Here is a 15,335-nt window from a genome sequence, read left to right as displayed (position 1 = left end):
GCGCCCGAAGGGCACGTCACGAAAGGCCGCGACCAGATCAAGAGCTGGAACAGGCGGAAGTGCTGGGGATGTGGTTTAAAGCGTCATGCTCGTAATAAAGCCGAATCGATTAGCTTTTTCGAAAGCAGGCCTCTGTGTTGGTGGATAACCTTCCTACCCAATTTATCAATATCCACGCTATTTGAACTGGCCTTAACACCTTTCAAACACTTAAAGATAATAACGAGGCGCTGTTCGAGGATATGTCCAGGCATTTCCACAAACCACTTTGGTAAAGAGTATTTCAAACCATTCAGCGTTTCAATATTTTGTGCCCCTTCTGACACTATTTCAAACTCGTCAGCTATCCTTTTGCAAATGCTATCTACTATAAACTGCGCATTATTAGAAATATAATCGGCAGTTAGCATGTAATTGTCAATTTCACCAACATCCAGACCAGCAGCCCCGTAACCCTCGGATCGTGCTAAAGAAGCCAGTATCAACGGATCCAATAAAAAGTTTTCTAGCGTGTAGCGTTCCCCCGCCCCTGATATATAAATACTTTTTTCATGAAATTCGTTATTGTCATAGTCAATTATTCCAACGATTGAATCTATGCCATTACCTCTTATCAACCGAACTACATCAATAACCCCCTCTCTAGAAGATTTACTTGAAAGAGCTATGTAATTTAATTTCGGTAGACCCGCATAGCCTTCTGACCAGAAGTGGCTCGCATACAATAATTCGTAAAATTCTTTATCCTTAAAAGATTCGCATACTACAGAAATGTCATCATCAGTGAACACCTTAAAATACGGCACACCGTCTGTTAACCTGCTAAGTGCTGTATGGCGATCTGAAGCGACAGGGACCCTTTTATCATAGTCCATCAGAAAAAGGTTTTCGGGGAGCGCAAAACTCACTGTCGCTATGGAATGCGTAGCAAGAACAATGTGGATATTATTATTATCCTTTATTAGTTGCTCCATTATATCTATCATTTTTCTAGAATATGTTGGGTGTAAAAATGCGTCCGCCTCATCTAATAAAATCAAACTTGGGAATGATACGTTATATGTTTTTTGAAATAAAAATATAGCAAGTGCAAGCAAGGTTCGTTCACCGCTAGAAAGATTTTCTATATCTACAGAGCTTTGCCCCACGCCCTTAAACTTAAAGGCCCCTCCCGCGACAACTTCCTTATGACTGGACGATAATTCCAACCCCACCTCAGACAAAGATTGTTGAATTCGCTCCCAAGGCGGCGGGCCATAGGACTCTTCAAACCTCTCCAAAGATATGCTTTCCATGTCCTTATCTATATACTCTTCGTTCAAATCCCCTTGCTTTACCGCAAATGCCCAGCGTTCAGTAGATCTTACAAATTCACGACAAATATCATAAGCTCTATATATTAAACCTATCTCTGTTTTCAGGACGAGCGCCTCGTTATCAACGGAAATCGTAGGCTTTGATAAATATAATATAACATCGAAAGTAGACACACCATTGTCGTAGAAATTTTCGTTCGATGATAATTCTTTTGCCGCCTTGAAAAATACATGCGCGACCGAATCATAGTCAAAATCTAATTTATTCTGAATAGTAAGCGGCTCATTCATATAAGAATGATAATTCTTAGTCGACGATCGAATTAACTCTACATATTCTTTTATTTTAATTATCGCCTGCTCAAGCGTTCTGAGTGTTTGGTAGATTTTTTGGGTTTCTCGTGTGCTTAGGTTTCCAGAGAATTCACTTTGATCAAATAAAGCTATCGAGTGTATCTCCTCATCATTGAGTATCGCCTTAGCGGTTCGGCCCTTGATTGCTTTTAGTAAGTGGGTTTTTCCGGAACCATTTTTCCCTGTAAGGATAGTTAACCTTGGGAGATCAATCTCAAATGGCTTGAGAGATTTTGATGAAACGCTAAGTTTGATCTGCATATGTTGGCCTGTCAGGCTGACAATGGAAACGGAATTGATGGCAACTTTGGCGCGGTCATCTCCCTACGTCAAAGTGTCGTGTAACAATATTTAGTTTTACTCTTAGCCCCTTATAAACGGTCGCGGATCGACGCCCTTCGCCGCTAACCGCTCGCGGATCCTCTGTTCGACAAGGCGGTCGACCTCCTGGTTGAATTTCTCCTTGAGGGCCTGTTCCTCGGCCCGGCGTTCGGGGGAGCGCTCATGGCGCAGGCGGCGGGCCGCGGCCGCCTCGGACCGGGCCGCGCGATGGCGGGCGAGCGCGTCCGCCAGCTGCGCCGCCTCCCGCGCCCGCCCGGCCTTCACCGCCGCCTTCACCCCCTGCCCCAGCGCGCATGTAAGGTCGGCCCGCTTGCTCTCCGCGCGCTTGCGCCCGCGCGTCCGGCGTTTCGTCGGTGTCGTCATGCGCCAAGCATAACCCCGTTCCGCCCGCCGGGGATGAATGGGCAATTATCAGACGGAAACTCCCCAAACACCTCCCCTCCCCCTCGTGGGGAGGGGATCAAGGGGTGGGGGGCGTCTAACAAACCCAACCCCGTTGCGGATCAACCTCATACGCCCCCTCATCCGGCCTGCCGGCCACCTTCTCCCACGAGGGGAGAAGGAACGCCGCCACCGCGCAAACGCCCCCTTTCATCCAAGGCGCCTTGGCCGCCGCTATACTCCTGCCCGTTTCCGTCATGGGGAGGGGGCCGGGCCCGGCTTCCGGCCCGATGGAGACGGCGGCTTTAAGGCGACCGCCCGCATTCCAGCCGGAACGGGAAGGACCTTTGCGCTCCGTCAGGCGCCAGTCTGAGGCTGAAATGCCCTGGCTATTAAGACTCTGACGGGTATGCGGATGGAGAGGCCGGTCGAGGCGACTCCCGCCCTCCGCAAACGCCGCCGCGGCGCGTCAGAGGTGGCGCGAAACGAAAACACATACGGTTCCCGGCGTCCCCTCACCGACGCGCCGCACCCTCCCCGCCCACGCCCTCCGGCTTGACCGGAGGGTCCAAGCTCCGCGCCACAAGGCGACGGAGACAGAGGCGTTCAAAGATTGAGCTGACGAAAGAAACAGTCCCCTCGCCCCTTTAGAAGGGGAGAGGGCAATGAAGCCCCAAAGCCCAAAGGTTTTGGCCGGCTGAATGGGTGAGGGGATGGCGGGCAGGATAGAGCACACGGGTTCAACAAGCCCCCTCACCCTTTCGCGCAAAGCCAGGCCGCTCACGCGCCTTGGGCGCTCAAAACCCTCTCCCCCTCGCGGGGGCGAGGGTGAAGCGCGCCGCCTAAGCCGCCTGGCCGTCGCCGGTCATGCAGAAGACATTGAGCTTGTTGCCGTCGAGGTCGCGGAAATAGCCGGCATAGAAGCCGGGCATGGCGCGCGGGCCGGGCGCGCCCTCGTCCTGTCCGCCCAGCGCCAGCGCCTTGGCGTGGACGCGGTCGACCGTGTCGGTGTCCGGCGCCTCCAGCGCCACCATGACGCCGTTGCCGACGCTGGCCGCCTTGCCGTCGAACGGCGTGGTCAGGCCGAGGCCCGGCTGGTTCATCGCGCCCCAGGCGACGAATTGCTCGTCCTCCATCATGCGGCCGTAATCGCCGAGCTCTTTCAGGAGGTGGTCATAGAATTTGGCGTTCTTCTCGAGATCATTGGTCCCGAGCGTGACATATCCGATCATGGGGGCGTCTCCTCGCTTTGGTTTTGTGTTCCGCATTTGTTCCAGAACGGGCGCGGTTCGCAAGTTAAATTTTGAAGACGGGCGGCAATGGCGGCGCAAAAAGAAACGGGGCCGGCGTTTCCGCCAGCCCCGTCTCGAATTTTTATCGCGCTGGAATGCGCGAGAAACGCCAGCTGGCGTTACTCGGCCATTTCCAGGTTGATGGCGCGGTCACCTTTGCCGCGGCGGTCAGGCTCGGTGTCGAAGGACACGCGCTGGCCGTCCGCCAGGCCGGGCAGGCCGGAATTCTGGACAGAGGAGATGTGAACGAACACGTCCTTCTCGCCGCCGTCCGGCGTGATGAAGCCGAAGCCCTTGGAGGTGTTGAAGAATTTCACCGTGCCGGTGTGTGAAGCCATTGTAAGGTCTCTTTCCTGATAAGCATGCAAATCCGCATCGGGCCTCATGCCCATGGTTCGGACCTGCTTTCAATTACGGCGAAAGCCCCGCCGCAGGGTACGCGCAAGTTATGTGTCGGTGTGGGGAAAGAGGTTTTTGTCTCAACCGCCGGTCCCGTTCGCCGGGAACAGGCGGGCACTTAATGGCTCCGCCGGGCCGTCACGCCCTTTACGCTCGGGGTCTATATACATTTTTCGCGCCGGCCGGCCAAGCGGAATTACTTATGGCTCAGGCGGCGGCGGTTTCCCGCCCGGCGCGCATCAGGAAATTGATGGCGAACAGCACAACGCCCAGCATGATCGCCAGCGCCGAGACGCCCAGAACCGGACCCGCCGTCTGCGGCGGCAATCCGCCGCCGAACATCAGGAACAGCATGGACAGCATCACCGTCACCCCGACCCCGTGCAGCGCCAGGTGCGCCCACGCCATCCACCCGGCCAGCATCGGCCAGGCGCGATAGCAGAGGCCGAACAGGAACGCCCCGATCCAGCCCAGCGCCAGTGCGTGAACATGCGTCACCCGCTGCGTCAGATCCCCGGACGCGCCCATATGCTCGCCCAGCCCCATGCCGCCCAGCGCGGCCAGAATACCGAACAGGATAAAAAGCTTGTCGACCTTGAACATTGTTTGCAGCCCTCCCCGGCCAAGCGGCGCGATTATAGCCGCGCCGGGCGGGCTGCAAATATAAAATTGAAAAGACCTAGCCGAATTCTCCGCCGGTGCTGCGCGGCTTCATGCGGATCAGGCGGGAATCCGCCACCGCCGCCTGCCGGTGCTTCACAGCTCTCTGGTAGTCCGGATCGGTGACCATCTCCAGAAAGGCGGAGGCGTTGGGATATTCGGCAATGAAGGCGGCGTCCCAGCTCTCCGTCTCCGGCCCGATCAGCATGTTGTCCGGCCGCCCGGCCCACGCTATGCGCCCGCCGACCCGCGCGAAGACCGGCCCGCTCTCCTTGCCGTATTCGCGATAGGCCTCGGCCCCGGTCGCGCTGCGGCCGTCCTCGTATTCCGCGGCGTCGCGGAACCGGACCAGGTTCAGCATGTGGATCGGCTCGTCCCGCGGCAGGTCCTTGAACGCCTCGAACGCCGCGCGTTCGGGATCGACATGTCCGGTCATCTCCGCTCTCCCTCGTCTTTTATGGGGCGAGAGCCTAGCGGCGGCAGGCGGCGCTGCAAATGGGCGCGTTGCGCATTGACGCCGCCAGCGCGCGCGGCCAAGACCCTGCCCATGAGCAGCATCGACATAAAGGGCCATGTCGCCCCCGGTTTCGAACCCGCCGCCGAGGCTTTCGCGAAGAATTTCGAGGATGGGCTGGAGGCCGGCGCCAGCTTTGCCGCGCAAGCGGGCGGCGAGACAGTCATCGATATCTGGGCCGGAACCGCGGTCACGAAAGTCGACAAGCCGTGGAGCGAAAACACGCTCGCCCCGGTCTTCTCCACCGGCAAGGCGGTCACCGCGCTGGTTATCGCCTCGCTAGCCGAACGCGGCCTGATCGATTACGACGCCCCGCTGGCCGATCTCTGGCCGGACTTCGCGCAACACGGCAAGGGCGAAATCACGATCGCCCAGGCGCTCAGCCATCAGGCGGGCGTGCCCGGCTTCCGCGAAGAAATGGATCCCGCCGACTGGTTCGACATGGACGGCATCGCGGCAAAACTGGCGGCCGAGCAGCCGTTCTGGGAACCGGGAACGCAGTCCGGCTACCACGCCATCACGTTCGGCATCATCGCGCAGGAAATCGCCCGCCGGTCAGACGGCCGCACCATCGGAACCATCCTGCGCGAGGATTTCGCCGAACCGAACGGCCTCGACCTGATCATCGGCACGCCGGAGGCCGAGCATGAACGCGTCGCCGCCATGGAGAAGCCCAAAGGCTATCCCGATTTCGGCAAGGTCGGACCGGAAACCCGCGCCGCCTTCCTGCAGCCCTGGTCCTCCCCCGGCCGCCGCGGCTCCGCGGCGTGGCGGGAATCCGAATTCCCGGCCGCCAACTGCCACGCCACGGCGCGTTCGCTGGCCGAATTCATGAACCTGATCGCCCGGCGCGGCCGGCTGGGCGGCACAGGCGTGCTGTCGGACGAGACGTTCGCGGCCATGACGAAAGAACGCATCCACGGCCCTGACCGCGTGCTGCCCTTCGATATCGCCTGGGCCGCCGGCCTGACACTGAACCGCCCGGACGAGGCGGACTGGTTCGGACCGGGTGAACAGGCGGCGGGGCATTACGGCTTCGGCGGCTCCTGCGCCTTTGGCGATCCGGAGCGCGAAATCGCCGCCGCCTACGTGATGAACCAGCAAGGCCGCGTGCTGGTCGGCGACGAGCGGCCGCGGCGCATCATCCGGGCGCTCTATGGCGCGCTTTGATGGCGCGGGCCTGAACAAATGCTCATTTGACGAAGCGCACGGCGGCGGCGCAGGCTGATTGCCGCAAATCGTCAATGTGGGGATTGATCATGCGCCTTCTGCTTACCGCCTGCGCCTTCGCCATCCTCGCCGCGCCCGCGCTGGCGCAGGAGGAGCAATCCGCCCCGCCACCGCCGCCTGGCTGCGAAGACCCGGCCTTCCGGCAGCTGGATTTCTGGATCGGCGACTGGTCGCTGAGCTGGGACAAGGCCGACGGGTCCAAGGGGCGCGGCACAAACTCCATCAGCCGCGAATATGACGGCTGCGTTATCTATGAGGAATTCTCCTCCCCCGAAATGGAATTCGAGGGGATGAGCGTTTCCACCTATGACCGCACCATCGAGTCCTGGCGGCAAACCTGGGTCGACGATCAGGGCGGCTATTACGATCTGGTCGGCGGCCCGGCCGAAGGCGAAGATCACGCCTTTGCGCTGGAGCTGGCGCGTCTTTCGGACGACACCCCCTATCTGCGCATGATCTGGCAGGACGTCACCGAAGACTCCCTGACCTGGCGCTGGCAGGGCAAGACTGGACCCGGCGCCGAATGGACCGACCGCTGGGTCATCGAGTACGCGCGCATCACGCCCTGACACTGACCAAAGAATGTTTTGAGCCGCGCTGACAGACCGCCGGATTGACGCACAATTATATTTCCATATATCTGGATATATCGAATCTATAGTCGAAAGCTTTCGCCATGCCCGCCGACAAGGACGCCCCGTTCAATGCCCTGTTCCTGTGCACCGCCAACTCGGCGCGGTCGATTCTGGCCGAGGCGATCCTGAACCGCGAAGGTCGGGGCCAGTTTCGCGCCTTTTCCGCCGGATCCTCGCCCAGGGGCGAAGTTCACCCCTATGCGTTGGATTTCTTGCGCAACCAGAACCATGACGTAGCGGATCTACGCTCCAAGAGCTGGGAAGAATTCGCGGGCGATGGCGCGCCAGAAATGCATTTCGTCTTCACCGTCTGCGACAACGCCGCCGGGGAGACCTGCCCGGTCTGGCCGGGCCAGCCCATGACGGCGCATTGGGGCGTTCCCGACCCCGCGGCCAGCGGCGGATCCGAGGCCGAGCAACGCCAGGCGTTTGCGGAGGCCTATCGGCAACTGAACAACCGGATATCGGCTTTTGTGAACCTGCCGCTGCGCAGCCTCGACCGGATGGCGCTGAAAACGCGTCTGGACGAAATAGGAGACGGGGGATGAGCCGAATGACCGATACGCGAGCCGCCCTGGCCGCCTTTTCCGCCCTGTCCCAGGAGACGCGGCTTGAGGCCTTCCGCCTGCTGGTGAAGGCCGAGCCGGAGGGTCTTCCCGCCGGCGAAATCGCGCGCCGACTGGACGTGCCGCAAAATACCATGTCCGCGCATCTTTCGACCCTCACCGCGTCGGGCCTTGTGCTGTCGCGCCGCGAGGGCCGGTCGATCATCTACCGCGCCGATCTGACCGCCATGCGCGGCCTGACCGCCTTTCTGCTGGAAGACTGTTGCCGGCTGGACCGCGAGACCAGCGCCCCGGCGCTGGCCTGTCTGGCCGCCGCCGGCTGTGAAACTGACAAAAACGGAGCCTGCTGATGAAACGCACCCATATCCATGTCGGCGTCAGCGACCTGACCGCCGCCATTACCCGCTATTCCGCCCTGTTCGGCGCCGCGCCGGTTCTGGTGAAGGACGATTACGCCAAATGGCTGCTGGACGATCCGCAACTGAATTTCGCGATCACGACACGGGACGGAAAACCCGGCGAAATTTCCCATCTGGGCATCCAGCTGGATAGCGAGGAGGAGCTGGACGCGCTGGCGGCCGGTTTGCGCGATGTCGACGCCCCCTTGAGCGCCGACCGGGATGCGCATTGCTGTTACGCCAAATCCGACAAGGAATGGACTGTCGATGCAGACGGCATCGCCTGGGAGCTGTTCGTCACGCATGAGCAGGATGAGAGCTTCGGCGAAGATCGCGCGCCCCGCGCCGCCGGACCCAAAAACGGCGAAACCGCCAAGGTCTGCTGCGGCTGATGGCTGACATGAGCAAGAACAACGCCGGGGACGCGCCCGGCGGCATCGGGCTGTTCGAAAAATGGCTGTCGGTCTGGGTCGGGCTTGGCATCGTGGCCGGAGTTTCACTCGGCTATCTGGCGCCCGCCCTGTTCGGCTTTCTGGCGGAGCTGGAATTCGCTTCGGTGAATTTCGTCGTGGCGGTGCTGATCTGGGCGATGATCTATCCCATGATGGTGGCCGTCGATTTCGGCAGCCTGCATGAAATCGGGCGCCGCCCGAAGGGGCTGATCGTGACGCTGGCGGTGAACTGGCTGATCAAGCCCTTCACCATGGCGGCGCTGGGCGTGCTGTTCTTCCGCTATGTCTTCGCCGGTTTCATTCCACCCGACGACGCCACGCAATATATCGCCGGGCTGATCCTGCTGGGCGTGGCGCCATGCACCGCCATGGTGTTCGTCTGGTCGCAACTGACGCGCGGCGACCCGGCCTACACGCTGGTGCAGGTGTCGGTGAACGACGTCATCATGATCTTTGCGTTCGCTCCGATCGCGGCCTTCCTGCTGGGCGTGACCGACATTGCCGTGCCGTGGGACACCCTGCTTCTATCGGTCGGGCTTTATGTGCTGGCCCCGCTGGCCGCGGGCGCGCTGACACGGCGTATTTTCTTTCGGCGCGCCGCAACCACGGAGAAGGCGGAAGCCGGTCTTGCCGCCTATACAGAGCGGCTAAAGCCGGTTTCCATGCTGGGTCTGGTGGCCACGGTCATCGTGCTTTTCGGGTTTCAGGGCGAGGTGATCCTGCAACGCCCCTTCCTGATCGCGTTGATCGCGGTCCCGCTGCTGATCCAGACCTACGGAATTTTCGTGATTGCCTATGGCGCGGCCTGGCTGTGGCGGATTCCGTTCTCCATCGCCGCGCCCTGCGCCCTGATCGGCACGTCCAACTTCTTTGAGCTGGCCGTGGCGGTGGCGATCAGCCTTTTCGGCCTGAACTCCGGCGCCGCGCTGGCGACCGTGGTCGGCGTGCTGGTGGAGGTGCCAGTTATGCTGTCCCTTGTGGCGATTGCAAACCGGACAAAAAGCCATTTTCCGGGGTGACAAGAGGCGCGGTCTGGTGAAAAACCCTCCCCTGATCACTGAAATGGGGCACTGGGGAGGGCAAACCATGATCCGCACGATTGTCATGACCGCGCTGCTGGCGACGGGCGCCGCGGCGCAGACGACCACGACAACAACTACGACCACGGAAGAAAAACCGGTCAGCTTCGGCGGCATGACCGGCACGGAAACGCGGTCCACCAGCAATACGCAATCATCTTCGCGGTCCGGCGGATCGTCGGGCGGCTTTTCGTTCAACACGGCGCAGAATTCGGGCTCTGCGGTCGCCAACCAGAATCGCAGCCAGAACCAGAACGCCGACGAGGCGCTGGGCGAGTTCCTGGGCGCGTTGTTCGGCGCGCAGCCGCAACAGTCATCGGGGACGCCGCAAGGCGACCGGCAATGGCGCTATGCAATCTCCCGGTCGGGATCGACGCTTTGTCACGTGACCCTGCACGAATATCAGGTCTCCAGCGGCAGCGGCCGCTATGCGACGCCGGGCGCCGATTGCCCGCGCGAGTGGCTGGGCGTGCGCAGCTATCAGATGAACACAAGCTCGGGCGAGTTGCGCCTATATGACGGCGCCGCGACGGCGTGGAGCGGGCGGCGCACCAGCAATGAACGCTATGAAGGGCGCGGCCCGGACGGCCAGACTTACACGCTTTCCATGACATCGCGCTCCGACACGCCGGGTGGCGACTGGAACGATACGCCGCGCTATGATTTCGACCCGGAAGACCTTTATGGAAGCTGGCGGATGAGCAAGCCCGACAGCTGGTCCAACTGCACCGTGGAATTCCCGCGTCCCGACACGGACAATGCGTCCCGGAAGCCGAACGCGGTGAACGCCCCGGCCGGTTGCCCCGGACAGGTGATGTTCGCCAAGCAGTGGTTTGTCAGCGATGGCGAACTGAAGCTGGCGGACAATTTCAACAAGGTGAAAGCCTCGCTGCGCCAGACCGGGCGCAATAGCTGGGAAGGCCAGACCGACCGCGGCGAAGCGATCCAGATGCGGCGCTAGACGAACGCCGCGTCCGGGTCTTCGGGCAGGACCTTCTCGACATAATCCTTCAGACGACGGGTTACGTCCTCCGGCTCGCCCTTCAGCTGTTCCGGCTGGATGGGCGGGCCGAAGGTGACGCGGGATTGCCGTCCCTTCCGCACCAGCATTTCGTGGAACAGCGTCATGTCGCGCAACGGCTCGCTGACCTTGTCGGCCAGATAGTAGAGGCGCGATGACCGGCCCGTCATGTGGACGGGCAGGATCGGCGCGCCCTTGCGCCGGGCCAGCGTCACCGCCGTCGGCTCCCACGCCGGATCGCGCAATTCGCCGTCGCGATACTTGGCGATGCGGCCCGCCGGGAAAATCACGATGGCCGCATCGCGCTCCAGCGCCTGCAGGGAAAGACGCAGCGTCTCCTTGGTCTTGCGGCGGTTGCGCTTGTGGGCTTCCCACTCCACCGGGATCAGAAACTCGTCAAAGCGCGGGGCCACGCGAAACGCGTCCGAATTGGCGAAATAGACCAGGTCGTTCCGGACAGGCCGGACCAGGTCGTCGATCACTACGCCATCCGCGATGCTGGTCGGATGATTGGAGACGATAAAGACCGGCCCGGTTTCCGGTATACGGTCGGCGCGCACCGGGTCCAGATCCATGTCCAGAATGCCGCTGACCCAGCGGATCGCCTCGACCCCGTGCATGTGGTGCAGGGCGTCGGCCATCTCCACCGCGCGGTCATAGCCCAGCAGCTTGTAAAGAAGCGGCCGGACCAGCGGCCATGACCAGTCGTCCATCCAGCCCCTGGCGCGCTGTCGCAGCAATTCTTCCACCACCTCGCCGCCCGGCTTGTCATCGGGGCGCCGCTCGAACGCGGAGTCCTCGGGCGGGGTGAGAATCGGCTCAGTTGTCATGCCAGCGAAGATGGGATCGATTGCCTGCGCTGCGCAAGCGCAGCGCCGCGATTGGCGCCGCGCCGTCCAAGGCGTTATCACTCCGCCAAAGATATTTTCAAAAGCATAGCGAGGAAGCCCTCCATGACGCGCGAGATCACGCATTTCATCAATGGCGAACACGTCAAAGGGACGTCCGGCCGGTTCAGCGATGTCTTCGACCCCAATACGGGCGAAGTTCAGGCCCGCACCCCGCTGGCCACGGCCGAGGAAGTCGCCAGGGCCGTAAAGTCCGCCGAGGAAGCCCAGCATGAATGGCAGGACGTGAACCCGCAGCGCCGCGCCCGCGTGCTGTTCGCGTTCAAATCTCTGGTCGAAAGCCATATGGAAGAGCTGGCTGAGCTTCTCTCCAGCGAGCACGGCAAGGTAGTCGCCGACTCCCGCGGCGACGTGCAGCGCGGTCTGGAAGTGATCGAGTTCGCCTGCGGCATCCCGCACCTTCAGAAGGGCGAATATACCGACTCCGCCGGTCCGGGCATTGATGTCTATTCCATGCGCCAGCCGCTGGGCGTGGGCGCGGGCATCACGCCGTTCAATTTCCCGGCCATGATCCCGATGTGGATGTTCGGCATGGCCATCGCCACCGGCAACGCCTTCATCCTGAAACCGTCCGAGAAAGACCCCAGCGTGCCGATGCGCCTGGCCGAGCTGTTTATCGAGGCCGGCGGGCCGAAAGGCCTGCTGAATGTCGTGCACGGCGACAAGGAAGCGGTGGACGCCATTCTGGAGAACGAGACGATCAAGGCGGTCAGCTTTGTCGGCTCCTCCGACATCGCGCACTACATCTATTCCAAGGGCACGGCGAACAATAAGCGCGTCCAGGCGATGGGCGGGGCGAAGAACCACGGCATCATCATGCCGGACGCCGACATGGATCAGGTGGTCAAGGACCTGGTCGGCTCGGCCTATGGCTCCGCCGGCGAGCGCTGCATGGCGCTGCCCGTGGCCGTTCCGGTGGGCAAGGACACGGCCGACGAGCTGGTCGAACGCATGATGGCGGAAATCCCGAAGCTTCGCATCGGCGTCTCCACTGACAAGGACGCGCATTACGGCCCGGTCGTTTCCGCCGCGCACAAGCAGAAGATCGAGTCCTATATCAAGATGGGCGTAGACGAGGGCGCGGACCTGCTGGCCGATGGCCGGGGCTTCACCCTGCAGGGGCACGAAGACGGCTTCTTCGTCGGCCCGACCCTGTTCGACAATGTCACGCCGGACATGCAGTCCTACAAGGAAGAGATATTCGGCCCCGTGCTGCAGATCGTGCGCGCAGACGACCTTGAGGAAGCGGCCCGCCTGCCCTCCGAGCACCAGTACGGCAACGGCGTGGCGATCTTCACCCGCAACGGTCTGGCCGCCCGCGAATTTGCGGCCAAGGTCAATGTCGGCATGGTCGGCATCAATGTGCCGATCCCGGTGCCGGTGAGCTATCACAGCTTCGGCGGCTGGAAGCGTTCGGCCTTCGGCGACACCAACCAGTACGGCATGGACGGCGTGCGCTTCTGGACCAAGGTGAAGACCGTCACCCAGCGCTGGCCCTCCGGCGACATCGGCGACCAGGCATTCGTTATTCCGACGTTCCAGTAGGTCCCAATAGTGGGTGAGTCCCCGGAAGCGGCGAAAGCCGCTATCCGGGGTCCATTCGGTCTGGAAAGGACTGGATCCCGGATCGGCTTCGCCGTCCGGGAGCTTCCGTTTTCTCTGCTTTGAAGCGCGGCTATAGTCATCACCATGACCACATTCGAATTCCGCACCGTCCCGCACATTGTCTCCGAACCCGGCGCGTCGAAGCGGCTGGCGGCGCTCGCCGGACCCGCCCTGAAAGACGCGAACCGGGTGTTCATCGTGACCGACAAGGGCGTGCGCGGCGCGGGCCTGCTGGAGGACGCGGCGGGCGGTCTGGAAGACGCCGGAATCGCGGTCGAGATCTATGACGGCGTGGTGGCGGACCCGCCGGAACGGGTCGTGCTGGAGGCCGCCGGAAAAGCAAAGGCGTTCGGCGCCGAGGCGGTGATCGGGTTTGGCGGCGGCTCCCCCATGGACACCGCCAAGCTGGTGGCCCTGCTGGCGGGCGGCAATCAGGCGCTGTCCGAGATGTACGGCGTCGGCAACGCCACGGGGCCGCGCCTGCCGCTGATCCTGATACCCACCACCGCCGGAACAGGCTCCGAAGTCACGCCCATCGCCGTGGTGACGACCGGCGAGACGACCAAGATGGGCGTTTCCTCCCCGCCGCTTTATGCCGATATGGCGGTGCTGGACGCGGACCTGACGCTGGGCCTGCCCAAGCACGTGACGGCGGCGACCGGCATCGACGCCATGGTCCACGCCATCGAATCCATCACCTCGAAAGTGAAGCGCAATCCGGTGTCGGAGGCGCTGGCGCTGGCCGCGCTTTCGAAGCTGCACGGCGCCATCGAACGCGCCTGCGCAGACGGCGGAGATCGCGAGGCGCGCTCCGACATGCTGACAGGGGCGCTGCTGGCCGGGCAGGCCTTTGCGAACGCGCCCGTGGGGGCCGTGCATGCGCTGGCCTATCCCATCGGCGGCATTTTCCATGTGCCGCACGGGCTTTCCAACAGCCTGGTCCTGCCGCACGTGCTGCGCTTCAATCTGGATGTCGCGGGGGCTGACTATGCCCGCATCGCGGGCCATCTGGGCCTGCCCGCAAAAGCCGGCGCGCTGATCGAGGAGTGTGAGCGCATCGCGGAAGCGGTCGGCATCGAGCGGCGGCTGACCGAGGTGGGAATCAATCACAACGACCTGCCGCGCATGGCGGAAGACGCCATGCTGCAGACCCGTCTTCTGATGAATAATCCGTGCGACGTCACGCAGGACGACGCGCTGAAAATCTACACGGCGGCGTTGTGAGCAACCAGCAACGCGGGTTCCGCGCCGACTACGCCGCCTTCGAGCCGCTGGATACGCGCTGGGCCGATAACGACATCTACGGCCACGTGAACAACGTCGCCTATTACGCCCTGTTCGATACCGCCGTGAACCGGTTCCTGATCGGGGCCGGGGTGCTGGACATCCATCATGGCGAGACCATCGGGCTGGTGGTGGAGACCGGCTGCAAATATTACCAGCCGCTGGCCTTCCCGGACCGGCTGGAGGCGGGCCTTCGCGTGGCGCGGCTTGGCAACAGCTCCGTCCGCTACGAGGTCGCCATCTTCCGCGAGGGGCAGGAGGACGCCGCGGCCGAGGGGCATTTCGTCCATGTCTATGTGAACCGCGAGACGCGCCGCCCCGCCCCCCTGCCCGACGATTTCCGCGAGGCGCTGACCCCGCTGCTGAAGGATGAGTGACGCCGCCTTCATGGCGCGCGCGATGGAGCTGGCGCGTGCGGCGGCAGAGGCGGGCGAAGCTCCCATCGGCGCGGTGATCGTGGACCCCGAGAGCGGGGAGATCGTTGCAGAGGCGCATAACGCCCCCATCGCCAAACATGACCCCACCGCCCATGCCGAGATCCGCGCCCTGCGCGCCGCGGCCAGGGCGCGCGGCAATTACCGCCTGACCGGCCTGACCCTCTATGTAACGCTGGAGCCCTGCGCCATGTGCGCCGGGGCGATCAGCCACGCCCGTATCGGACGCGTGCTCTATGGGGCCGGCGATCCGAAAGGCGGCGCGGTGGATCACGGCGCGCGCTTCTTCGAACAACCGACCTGCCACTGGCGGCCGGAGGTCGAGAGCGGGGTGATGCGGGAGGAATCCTCCACCCTCCTGAAGGATTTCTTCCGGGCGCGGCGCGCGACAAAATCTTAAAGTTTTTATTGAAACTCGATTGATCCTTATTGACATTCAATAAGGTTCTGTTTCACTCCCGCCAT

General features: G+C 61.9%; 18 protein-coding genes. 11 read left to right on the top strand and 7 right to left on the bottom strand.

What is annotated here, in order from left to right; genetic code table 11:
- Positions 1-83: 83 nt before the first annotated feature.
- From H2040_RS01785 to H2040_RS01760, 6 genes are all read right to left on the bottom strand, one after another.
- Complete coding sequence (locus H2040_RS01785) at positions 84-1,931, bottom strand: ATP-binding protein (protein WP_287153869.1); 1,848 nt, start codon at positions 1,929-1,931, stop codon at positions 84-86.
- A 102-nt stretch (positions 1,932-2,033) separates the two neighbouring features.
- Complete coding sequence (locus H2040_RS01780) at positions 2,034-2,375, bottom strand: hypothetical protein (protein WP_287153866.1); 342 nt, start codon at positions 2,373-2,375, stop codon at positions 2,034-2,036.
- A gap of 860 nt (positions 2,376-3,235) precedes the next feature.
- A complete protein-coding gene (locus tag H2040_RS01775; RefSeq protein ID WP_287153864.1) occupies positions 3,236-3,625 on the bottom strand; it encodes a VOC family protein in 390 nt (129 codons plus the stop codon).
- A 179-nt stretch (positions 3,626-3,804) separates the two neighbouring features.
- Positions 3,805-4,023: a cold-shock protein gene (locus H2040_RS01770; RefSeq protein ID WP_022696407.1), complete on the bottom strand. Its 219-nt coding sequence runs from the start codon at positions 4,021-4,023 to the stop codon at positions 3,805-3,807.
- 268 nt (positions 4,024-4,291) lie between these two features.
- Positions 4,292-4,687 (bottom strand): hypothetical protein, encoded by a 396-nt coding sequence (locus H2040_RS01765; protein WP_022696406.1) that lies wholly within the window; start codon positions 4,685-4,687, stop codon positions 4,292-4,294.
- 76 nt (positions 4,688-4,763) lie between these two features.
- Complete coding sequence (locus tag H2040_RS01760; protein ID WP_287153861.1) at positions 4,764-5,180, bottom strand: DUF1330 domain-containing protein; 417 nt, start codon at positions 5,178-5,180, stop codon at positions 4,764-4,766.
- 111 nt (positions 5,181-5,291) lie between these two features.
- Here H2040_RS01760 and H2040_RS01755 point away from each other — a divergent pair, with 111 nt between their 5' ends.
- The 7 genes from H2040_RS01755 to H2040_RS01725 all read left to right on the top strand — a co-directional run bounded on the left by H2040_RS01755 (position 5,292) and on the right by H2040_RS01725 (position 10,579).
- A complete protein-coding gene (locus tag H2040_RS01755) occupies positions 5,292-6,428 on the top strand; it encodes a serine hydrolase domain-containing protein (protein ID WP_287153859.1) in 1,137 nt (378 codons plus the stop codon).
- An 89-nt stretch (positions 6,429-6,517) separates the two neighbouring features.
- A complete protein-coding gene (locus tag H2040_RS01750; protein WP_287153857.1) occupies positions 6,518-7,057 on the top strand; it encodes a hypothetical protein in 540 nt (179 codons plus the stop codon).
- Positions 7,058-7,164: 107 nt separating this feature from the next.
- On the top strand, positions 7,165-7,671 hold the full coding sequence (locus tag H2040_RS01745) for an arsenate reductase ArsC (protein WP_287153856.1): 507 nt from the start codon (positions 7,165-7,167) through the stop codon (positions 7,669-7,671).
- A gap of 5 nt (positions 7,672-7,676) precedes the next feature.
- Positions 7,677-8,039, top strand: coding sequence for an ArsR/SmtB family transcription factor (locus tag H2040_RS01740; RefSeq protein ID WP_287153854.1), 363 nt, complete (start codon positions 7,677-7,679; stop codon positions 8,037-8,039).
- Positions 8,039-8,479, top strand: coding sequence for an ArsI/CadI family heavy metal resistance metalloenzyme (locus H2040_RS01735; RefSeq protein WP_287153851.1), 441 nt, complete (start codon positions 8,039-8,041; stop codon positions 8,477-8,479). The genes H2040_RS01740 and H2040_RS01735 overlap by 1 nt, the downstream gene beginning before the upstream one ends.
- Before the next feature lie 8 nt (positions 8,480-8,487).
- Positions 8,488-9,558 carry an ACR3 family arsenite efflux transporter gene (arsB, locus tag H2040_RS01730; RefSeq protein WP_287153849.1) on the top strand — a complete coding sequence of 357 codons (1,071 nt, stop codon included), beginning with the start codon at positions 8,488-8,490 and terminating at the stop codon, positions 9,556-9,558.
- A 67-nt stretch (positions 9,559-9,625) separates the two neighbouring features.
- Positions 9,626-10,579, top strand: a complete 954-nt coding sequence (locus tag H2040_RS01725) for an AprI/Inh family metalloprotease inhibitor (RefSeq protein ID WP_287153847.1) — start codon at positions 9,626-9,628, stop codon at positions 10,577-10,579.
- On the opposite strand, the gene H2040_RS01720 is transcribed toward H2040_RS01725, so the two are convergent.
- The gene (locus H2040_RS01720; RefSeq protein ID WP_287153844.1) at positions 10,576-11,469 is read right to left on the bottom strand and encodes a 1-acyl-sn-glycerol-3-phosphate acyltransferase; all 894 of its coding nucleotides are present in this window, start codon (positions 11,467-11,469) and stop codon (positions 10,576-10,578) included. The two genes, H2040_RS01725 and H2040_RS01720, sit on opposite strands and share 4 nt — an antisense overlap.
- Before the next feature lie 123 nt (positions 11,470-11,592).
- Between H2040_RS01720 and H2040_RS01715 the strand changes: the two genes are divergently transcribed.
- The 4 genes from H2040_RS01715 (at position 11,593) to tadA (ending at position 15,270) form a co-directional block, all read left to right on the top strand.
- Positions 11,593-13,092: a CoA-acylating methylmalonate-semialdehyde dehydrogenase gene (locus H2040_RS01715; protein WP_287153842.1), complete on the top strand. Its 1,500-nt coding sequence runs from the start codon at positions 11,593-11,595 to the stop codon at positions 13,090-13,092.
- A gap of 144 nt (positions 13,093-13,236) precedes the next feature.
- Positions 13,237-14,376, top strand: coding sequence for an iron-containing alcohol dehydrogenase (locus H2040_RS01710; RefSeq protein WP_287153840.1), 1,140 nt, complete (start codon positions 13,237-13,239; stop codon positions 14,374-14,376).
- A complete protein-coding gene (locus H2040_RS01705) occupies positions 14,373-14,813 on the top strand; it encodes an acyl-CoA thioesterase (protein ID WP_287153838.1) in 441 nt (146 codons plus the stop codon). Before H2040_RS01710 ends, H2040_RS01705 begins: the two co-directional genes overlap by 4 nt.
- Positions 14,806-15,270 carry a tRNA adenosine(34) deaminase TadA gene (gene tadA, locus H2040_RS01700; RefSeq protein ID WP_287153836.1) on the top strand — a complete coding sequence of 155 codons (465 nt, stop codon included), beginning with the start codon at positions 14,806-14,808 and terminating at the stop codon, positions 15,268-15,270. The genes H2040_RS01705 and tadA overlap by 8 nt, the downstream gene beginning before the upstream one ends.
- Positions 15,271-15,335 lie beyond the last annotated feature (65 nt).

Source organism: Euryhalocaulis sp. (genome assembly GCF_013911995.1).
Taxonomy (GTDB): Bacteria; Pseudomonadota; Alphaproteobacteria; order Caulobacterales; family Maricaulaceae; genus Euryhalocaulis; species Euryhalocaulis caribicus.
Note: the sequence above shows the minus strand (reverse complement) of the source record. Positions and strands in the feature narration are given on the sequence as shown.

Excerpts from the sequence above, each read along its gene's own strand:
- H2040_RS01785 (WP_287153869.1), bottom strand. The coding sequence starts at position 1,931 with ATGCAGATCAAACTTAGCGTTTCATCAAAATCTCTCAAGCCATTTGAG.
- H2040_RS01780 (WP_287153866.1), bottom strand. The coding sequence starts at position 2,375 with ATGACGACACCGACGAAACGCCGGACGCGCGGGCGCAAGCGCGCGGAG.
- H2040_RS01775 (WP_287153864.1), bottom strand. The coding sequence starts at position 3,625 with ATGATCGGATATGTCACGCTCGGGACCAATGATCTCGAGAAGAACGCC.
- H2040_RS01770 (WP_022696407.1), bottom strand. The coding sequence starts at position 4,023 with ATGGCTTCACACACCGGCACGGTGAAATTCTTCAACACCTCCAAGGGC.
- H2040_RS01765 (WP_022696406.1), bottom strand. The coding sequence starts at position 4,687 with ATGTTCAAGGTCGACAAGCTTTTTATCCTGTTCGGTATTCTGGCCGCG.
- H2040_RS01760 (WP_287153861.1), bottom strand. The coding sequence starts at position 5,180 with ATGACCGGACATGTCGATCCCGAACGCGCGGCGTTCGAGGCGTTCAAG.
- H2040_RS01755 (WP_287153859.1), top strand. The coding sequence starts at position 5,292 with ATGAGCAGCATCGACATAAAGGGCCATGTCGCCCCCGGTTTCGAACCC.
- H2040_RS01750 (WP_287153857.1), top strand. The coding sequence starts at position 6,518 with ATGCGCCTTCTGCTTACCGCCTGCGCCTTCGCCATCCTCGCCGCGCCC.
- H2040_RS01745 (WP_287153856.1), top strand. The coding sequence starts at position 7,165 with ATGCCCGCCGACAAGGACGCCCCGTTCAATGCCCTGTTCCTGTGCACC.
- H2040_RS01740 (WP_287153854.1), top strand. The coding sequence starts at position 7,677 with ATGACCGATACGCGAGCCGCCCTGGCCGCCTTTTCCGCCCTGTCCCAG.
- H2040_RS01735 (WP_287153851.1), top strand. The coding sequence starts at position 8,039 with ATGAAACGCACCCATATCCATGTCGGCGTCAGCGACCTGACCGCCGCC.
- arsB (WP_287153849.1), top strand. The coding sequence starts at position 8,488 with ATGAGCAAGAACAACGCCGGGGACGCGCCCGGCGGCATCGGGCTGTTC.
- H2040_RS01725 (WP_287153847.1), top strand. The coding sequence starts at position 9,626 with ATGATCCGCACGATTGTCATGACCGCGCTGCTGGCGACGGGCGCCGCG.
- H2040_RS01720 (WP_287153844.1), bottom strand. The coding sequence starts at position 11,469 with ATGACAACTGAGCCGATTCTCACCCCGCCCGAGGACTCCGCGTTCGAG.
- H2040_RS01715 (WP_287153842.1), top strand. The coding sequence starts at position 11,593 with ATGACGCGCGAGATCACGCATTTCATCAATGGCGAACACGTCAAAGGG.
- H2040_RS01710 (WP_287153840.1), top strand. The coding sequence starts at position 13,237 with ATGACCACATTCGAATTCCGCACCGTCCCGCACATTGTCTCCGAACCC.
- tadA (WP_287153836.1), top strand. The coding sequence starts at position 14,806 with ATGAGTGACGCCGCCTTCATGGCGCGCGCGATGGAGCTGGCGCGTGCG.